The sequence below is a fragment of the Armatimonadota bacterium genome (genome assembly GCA_018268395.1).
Taxonomy (GTDB): domain Bacteria; phylum Armatimonadota; class Fimbriimonadia; order Fimbriimonadales; family Fimbriimonadaceae; genus JAEURO01.
Map to the genome: position 1 here is coordinate 154,552 of JAFDWQ010000003.1, position 4,611 is coordinate 159,162.

A 4,611-nucleotide genomic window follows, 5' to 3' on the forward strand; every position below is an offset into this window, starting at 1 on the left:
TCGGGTTGTTCGGGTCGTGGCTCAGCAGGAGCTGGACCTTGAAGGTGCCGCTGTGGACCATCTTCGCGGTGACGTCCCAAGAGATCGCGGTCGGGGCCGTCTTGGTCGTGGTGTAGTCGAACCGGACCCGGACGATCGGCGAGGTCGCCGAGGTGACGACGAACTTGCAGACGCGCCAGCTCGCGCCGTCGACGACGGCGGTGTCGCCGAAGCCGCCCGAGCTCGACTTGCCGATCGAGACCGCGCCGTTGACCGGGGCCAACGTCTCGGTGGTCGCGCCGCCAGGAACGGTGAACCACTGTTCGCCCGGGTATTGGGCCAGGTTGACGAAGAGCGGTTCGCCCAGGTTGTCGCCTCCGCCGATGCCCGGAAGGATCTGGTTGGAGAGAAAGTCATGGCCCGCGCCGTTGACGATCACGCAGACCTTGATGTCTCCCGTGGGGTTTCCAAGCTCGGCGAGCGGGATCTTGATTTCGGCGCCGGTCGTGACAGGTTCACCGTTGCCGGGGTCAGGGCCGTTGCCTCCTGGGACACCTGCAACGTTGCTGTTGTTGACCGTGGCTTCGACTCCGTTCGGGTTGTTACCGCCCGAGAGCGTGCCGACGCCAGCCCCGGTCGTCCCCAGGTAGTAACCGATACCGCCGTCTAGTGTGGACTTGACTTCCGAGTAGTTGGCGTACAGCCCGAACGGATCGCCCCCGCAGGTGATGCCGTACCAGTGCGTCGGCGCGAACGTCGGGTCGAAGGTCAGTCCGTAACCGGAGCCGTCGTCGCTCATGCGGTTCAAGGCACCGAAGTCCACGTCCGGATAAGTGCCGAGCAGGCGGTTGTGACCGTTCGGCCCCGCCTGGATGAAGATCTCGAGCTTGTTGAAGTTGGACTCGAGGTTGCCTCCGACGAACAGATAGAGGTAGCCGCCCGACTTGACGTACCAGACGTTGTCGGCTTCGGACCCGTTGGCGTAATCGATCTGGCCGAGGTTGCTGTCGCCGAACTGGGTCTGGCTGTTCTGTACGGCCCCTTGGACATAGTTCGCGTCACGGACGCCGTCGACGGTCTGGGCCATGGCGCCGCACGCAGCGACTGCGGCCATTGCTGCGGTCAGGAGCCTGCTGAAAACGTTCATAGATGTTCAATCTCCACACTGAGTGCCGTCCGCAGCAGCGTTGCATCCGGACCGACACGATAAGTTGAGAATACGAATTCTCAACAACACAGGATACGATAGTCCGGGCCCCGGAGCAAGGGAGGACGTGGAGAAACGGACCCGTATTAGTACGGGATTATCCCCTCTCGGTAGGTTGTCAGGTTCAAATAGGTTCAAGAGCCGGGGCCCAGGGGATCGACACGACCGGGGTAGTGCGACGTTCGATTTGGGGAGAATTCCGAGAATTCGCATTCACGGGAACGCTCGGGCGGTTTGCGCGTATCATGTCAATACGGATGCGTAAGGCAACGCGAACGGACGCCGACAAGGGCCAGTTGGACGGGCACACGTTCACTGACGAGTCCACAGGGGAACGCTACGTCCTCAGGGACGGGCGTCTAGTTCCCGCAGTGGGCGAACTAATGCCGAAGGACATTTTGGACACAGAAAGCTACAGAGAAACGAAACCCGAGAGCGAGTTCAAGAAGATGCTGAGACAAGTCTCAAGGCCGTTGCCGTCAAGCACGGGGCATCGCGCCACGTTGCCGACCGATCAGTTGGCACGCGTAGCCGAGAGTGCGCGAGAAGGGCTAGAATCCGGGATGTTGGGCGTCGAGGAGACCGTCCGATGGATGAGGGCCACCCGTGTTGCACCCAGACCTCTCTCGGAAAGCGAAGGCGTTTTGGGAGAGCCAGAGAAAGAGTGAGCAGCTTTTTCTAGACCGCCTGGTCTGGCAACTGTGCGACACGCCCGAACCGGACGGGTGCGGCTATTCGAGCGACTTCAATTTCTGGTGGTACGAAGCAGGGGGCTACCGATTCGTCTACGTCATCGACTTAACCGCGCGAACGCTCAGCATGCTGACGATTGACCACCTAGACTGATGAGAGAGTGGGACTATCGGTCAAGCAGGGGGCCGATAAGGTACGATGCCGCTGGCGTCGTGCGAACTAAATACCAGTAGGTACAAATACCTGTTTTTTACCAACAGGGTTCTTTTTTCGTGTGCGAAGAGTCAATAATAACGGCAGTCTCATCTACCTAGACGTAGAAGGAGCTCGGGTTGCGTCTAAAACGGCGTGGCCCCGTTTGCATTTTCTTTGTGCTCGCGAACGAACTGCCTCATTCGGTGGGGTTTAATGCAAGTGAATGCCGTGATAAGCCAAAATAAATTCCGGCGTTCTTCTAATACTAGTATATAGTCGTCTTCAGGAATCCACAGGTGGACACGACTTGACTTGCCTCTTGACCTTCGCCACCTGCAAACTTCCGGCGCATCGCAGTTTTGAACTGTTTCCTTGTACCAACCAATGCGTTCAGCCCGCCTTATATCCGGAGTCCTATCATCGCCTTCGCTGACGATGTGCCAGAAGCCGCGCTCATAGCCATGATCATCGGATCGACTATGGCGAACTGGCTTGCCTCTAAGTTCAAGCCCATCGCGTAAATCGCTGTGAAATCTTAAGTAAACATCGGAAATAAAAGAGTTCCAATCGCCATTATAGTCTTCATAGGAGAAGGGCTCCGAAAGCCAGGGTGCATTGGGCATCGTTCTTACTCTGAGGGGCTCCAGACGAAGAGGTTGAACTTACTTTCCCTGGGCAACGTGGACTTGCGCAAGCTGTACTTGGTTCTCTTCTGTATCCTGCGGACCAAATCTCTTTTTGCTGAGCTGCTTGAATCCTGATCCAGCAGCCCGCGCGCCACGAATGACACTGCTCCAATGAGAATATCTGCCATCTGAAGTAAGCTTACTTCGTCCGACCTGACTGTTTGAACGCTTTGTACAACTGTGCCGTCGAAGTCATAATTAGCATTCCGCAGAACCGTCTCAAGTTTGCTCACCTTTTGGGCACCCAACGTGTCTTTAATGTCCAAAAAGATTCTGTAACACTCTTCTGGGTCTAAGATGTGGTTTATCAAGCGGAAATACATTTTGTAGTACCATTCGTCGTGCGTTTGCCCAAAGCGCTCGTGATCCAATTTGCTTTTGTCCGGGATTATGATCGCCCGAAAGTGTAGATCGTCGTTGTCTAGAAAGTAATTTACGAGATCCCTGTAAAGCGGAAGTGAAGCAGGAGATAGCTTCGTCCACTTGACTTCACGGTACCCAGCAACGCCATGTTCTTCCCTAATTTCTCGAAGTCGGGTGCGAATTGAGGTTAGTTCTGTATACGGGCACCATAATGCCCCTAAAACCATGGCATTGCTTTGATCGTGCTCCAAATGACAGCTTTCATCGCAATAGACGTGATATTTCAACCTTTGCGTCCTCGACGGGAATATGGTACCCACCAATTGAACTGACGGTGCTGGGCCATGAAGTGCGCGAACATCGACGCTTCAGAGTTCCGATGGTTGTAGCGGAACGCGTACTCGTTCACGTAGGCTTCCAGGTACTTGAACGCACAGTGCTTGTAGGCTCCCCGGAACCCGGTCTTGAAGTTGCCCCAGAACCCTTCGATGGTGTTGGTATGGACGACTCCACGGGCGTACTCCAGGCTCCAGTGAGTGACCGTATGGTGCTTGTACCCACGCTTTCCGATCCTGAAGTAACCCGAGTGCTCGTCGGTGTAGAGCGTGGTGCCCGGAGCGACGTTCCCTAGGACGAAGTCGTAGCACGTCGTCCTAGCGTTGTCGGGCACGACCTTTGCCACGACCGATCCGCCACGTTCCACGGCTCCGATGACGGTCGCTTTCTTGCTGTACTTGTTCGGGTGGTCCTTGTACCGTCGGGGTTTGCCACCGACCAGCGTCTCGTCTACTTCGACTTCGCCCGTCAAGGGCCCGGCCTGGCCCTCCAAGAGCATCGCCCGGATCATCTTAAGCATCCGGTGCGCGGTCTTATAGGTGACGCCCGTCTCTCGCTGAAGGTGCTTGGCAGAGACGCCCGTGCGCGTGTTGCTCATCAGAAAGACGGCATAGAACCATGTCGTCAGAGGCGTGGACGACTTGTGATAGATCGTGCCCGCCGTCGGGTGGACATGGTGCCCGCACACGTCGCAAGAATACGATTTCCTGGTTCTAACACGGTGGTGTTTGGTCACCTTGTCGCACACATGGCAGTGGACGCCCGCCGGATACATGAACTGGAAGAGCCATTCTAGGCACGCGTCGTCATCCGGGTACTCCTTCAGGAAGTCTTTAAGGGTGTACTTGGCCGTCATGGTAGGTACTCTACCATACATTACCTACCGTAAGGGGATATCCCCGTATTAGTACGGGATTATCCCCTCTCGGTCTGGATGCCGAAACAAAAAGAGAGACCGCGCCTCTCAAGCGAGAGGCGCGGTCGACGTCAGGCGACGAGGGACGTCAGCCGGTGACCTTGAGGAGCGCGGCGTCGATGTCGACGCACGGGGCGGCGACGGCGCTGAAGCTCCGGTAGACCTCGACCCGGCCGGACATCGTGCCAGCCGTGCCGACGTACTGGCTCAGAGGCGTCGAGGTGGCCGAACCCGTG

5 protein-coding genes are annotated in these 4,611 nt (G+C 56.9%); 1 reads left to right on the top strand and 4 read right to left on the bottom strand.

Translation table 11 applies throughout. The features are described from left to right. Nucleotides 1-1,126: hypothetical protein (locus JST30_06185; protein ID MBS1713908.1), on the bottom strand; the 1,126-nt coding region annotated here is incomplete at its 3' end. A gap of 666 nt (nt 1,127-1,792) precedes the next feature. On the opposite strand from JST30_06185, the gene JST30_06190 reads away from it, so the two are divergent. Then, nucleotides 1,793-2,032, top strand: a complete 240-nt coding sequence (locus JST30_06190; GenBank protein ID MBS1713909.1) for a hypothetical protein — start codon at nt 1,793-1,795, stop codon at nt 2,030-2,032. A gap of 670 nt (nt 2,033-2,702) precedes the next feature. Here JST30_06190 and JST30_06195 read toward each other — a convergent pair. The 3 genes from JST30_06195 to JST30_06205 all read right to left on the bottom strand — a co-directional run. Continuing rightward, entirely contained in the window at nt 2,703-3,410 is a 708-nt protein-coding gene (locus JST30_06195; protein ID MBS1713910.1) for a DUF3800 domain-containing protein, read from the bottom strand. Next, nucleotides 3,407-4,315 carry an IS1595 family transposase gene (locus tag JST30_06200; GenBank protein ID MBS1713911.1) on the bottom strand — a complete coding sequence of 303 codons (909 nt, stop codon included), beginning with the start codon at nt 4,313-4,315 and terminating at the stop codon, nt 3,407-3,409. Before JST30_06200 ends, JST30_06195 begins: the two co-directional genes overlap by 4 nt. A 148-nt stretch (nt 4,316-4,463) precedes the next feature. Beyond that, a partial coding sequence (locus tag JST30_06205; protein ID MBS1713912.1) for a hypothetical protein occupies nt 4,464-4,611 on the bottom strand: 148 nt, incomplete at its 5' end.